Source organism: Myroides odoratimimus, assembly GCF_030326305.1.
Classification (GTDB): domain Bacteria; phylum Bacteroidota; class Bacteroidia; order Flavobacteriales; family Flavobacteriaceae; genus Flavobacterium; species Flavobacterium odoratimimum_A.
In genome coordinates this window covers 1-1,924 of the sequence record NZ_JACAKB010000072.1, presented here as the reverse complement: position 1 = coordinate 1,924, position 1,924 = coordinate 1, and the positions used below count along the sequence as shown (strand labels likewise).

The window sequence follows — 1,924 nt, the reverse complement described above, 5'->3', positions numbered from 1 at the left end:
TTGTTTTTTGCATCAGATGGTCATCCTGGATTAGGAGGATTAGATATGTTTGTGGCTAAGATTAATGTAGATGGAAGCATTGGTCAAGTTGCCAATATGGGAATGCCTATTAATAGTCCATTTGACGATTTTGGTTTGTATATCGATAGCAAATCACATAAAGGTTTTATTAGCTCTAATAGACCAGGAGCTAGTGGTGGAGATAATATCTATTTCTTTAAAGAAAAACCTTGTAAGCAAGCTTTAGAAGGGATAGTTTATGATAAATCAACAAAAGAACCACTTTCAAATTCAAAAGTAGTTATTTCAGATGCTCTTTATCAGCATACAGATACGATAATCACAGATGCAAAAGGATATTATCTTTCTAATTTATTAGATTGTGGAGGAAAATACCGTATTAAAGCTGAGAAACAGGAGTATAATACAGTGGAAGTTGTATTTATCGTAGAACGCCAACAAGGAGTAAAACGAGTAGATATCGGACTAGAGAAGACTTTAGAACCAGTGACAGTGAACGATGATCTATTTAAGAAGCTTAAGTTAAATCCTATTTACTTCGACTTTGACAAATCTAATATTCGCCCAGATGCAGCAGCAGAGCTAATCAAAGTAGTAGAGGTATTAAAAGAATACCCAACCATGAAGATAGATGTTCGCTCACATACTGACAGTAGAGGAAATGATAACTACAATCTTAAGTTATCTAATCGCAGAGCAAAGTCTACAGTAGAGTGGATGGTGAATCAAGGCATTGAGAGAAGTAGAATTACAGGACAAGGATATGGAGAGACACAGCTACAGAATAAGTGTAGTAATGGAGTACCATGTACAGAAAAAGAACATCAAGAAAATAGAAGAAGTGAGTTTATTGTTCTATCCTTATAAATAGGGATGATTTTCTTGTATTTTCTTGGAAAATGTGACAGTGCTAAGAAAAATAAGTTGTATGCTTAGAAGTGTTGTTTTATAATCAAAAGATTCCCTCGTGGCTCTGCTTTTGAGGAGTTCATTTAATGTTTTTAATGTTATACCAAGGCTAAGTTATTTATTCTATTACTTATAAAGTAACTTAGCCCTTGGAATACAACAAGTAGGTTAATTAATAATGGTGTTTGACATCTGTTTTAAAGTCCAGGAGTTTTGCTAAAGATTCCTTGTAAAATAGATGTAGAAGAACAAGAATAACTAATCTAAAAATAGATAAATATGAAAAAGTGTGTTTTTATTTTTTATGCATGTTTGTTTAGCATGTCAATTAATGCCCAACTAAGTGAAAAAATTTCAATACCTGAGTTATCTAAAAAAGTAGGTAATACACCTATTAAAAAAGGTAATTGGATAGTTGGAGGAGCTCTTGGTTCTACAGGGTATAGTTTTGAAGAAGAGAGTTTTAATATTAATATTACACCAAGGGCTGGTTATTTTATCTCTAATGGCGTAGCAGTAGGGTTAGAAATAGGAGCTGGTTTACAAACAGTAAAAGATGGTGACAATATTTGGAATTACAAAGTAATGCCTTTTGCACGTTACTATTTTCCTGAAGGAGCTAGTGAAACTGGTAGATTTTTTGGACAAGGAGCAATTGGTATTTCTGGAGCAGAGGTAGGAGGTAAAAGTGATACATCATTCGCATTTAATGTAAATGCAGGTTATTCTCACTTTGTAAGTAGAAATGTTGCATTAGAGGCTATTGTTGGATACAATTATAGTAAATCAAATCAATCCAATGCGTCTGCACATAACGGATTAGGCGTCTCACTTGGTTTTCAAATATTTTTGGGTAAGTAAATTCAAGTGCTATTAAAATAATCGAGTTTTATTTAAAGTGATTTTATATAGTAAAGTTCTTAGTACACGACAAAAATATTAATTAGTTGATTTTAAGATAAATAAAGGGAGGAATTATTTGTAAAAAAGGCTG

Annotated in this window: 2 protein-coding genes; both read left to right on the top strand. The window is 32.6% G+C overall.

All coding sequences use genetic code 11. The annotated features are described in order from the left end of the window. The coding region (locus tag HX049_RS18305; RefSeq protein ID WP_286417812.1) for an OmpA family protein at positions 1-888 on the top strand (888 nt) is incomplete at its 5' end. 321 nt (positions 889-1,209) lie between these two features. Continuing rightward, the gene (locus tag HX049_RS18300; protein ID WP_435793534.1) at positions 1,210-1,791 is read left to right on the top strand and encodes an outer membrane beta-barrel protein; all 582 of its coding nucleotides are present in this window, start codon (positions 1,210-1,212) and stop codon (positions 1,789-1,791) included. Positions 1,792-1,924 lie beyond the last annotated feature (133 nt).

Bases quoted from the DNA above. Each gene is read 5' to 3' on its own strand.
- HX049_RS18300 (WP_435793534.1), top strand. From the start codon at position 1,210: ATGAAAAAGTGTGTTTTTATTTTTTATGCATGTTTGTTTAGCATGTCA.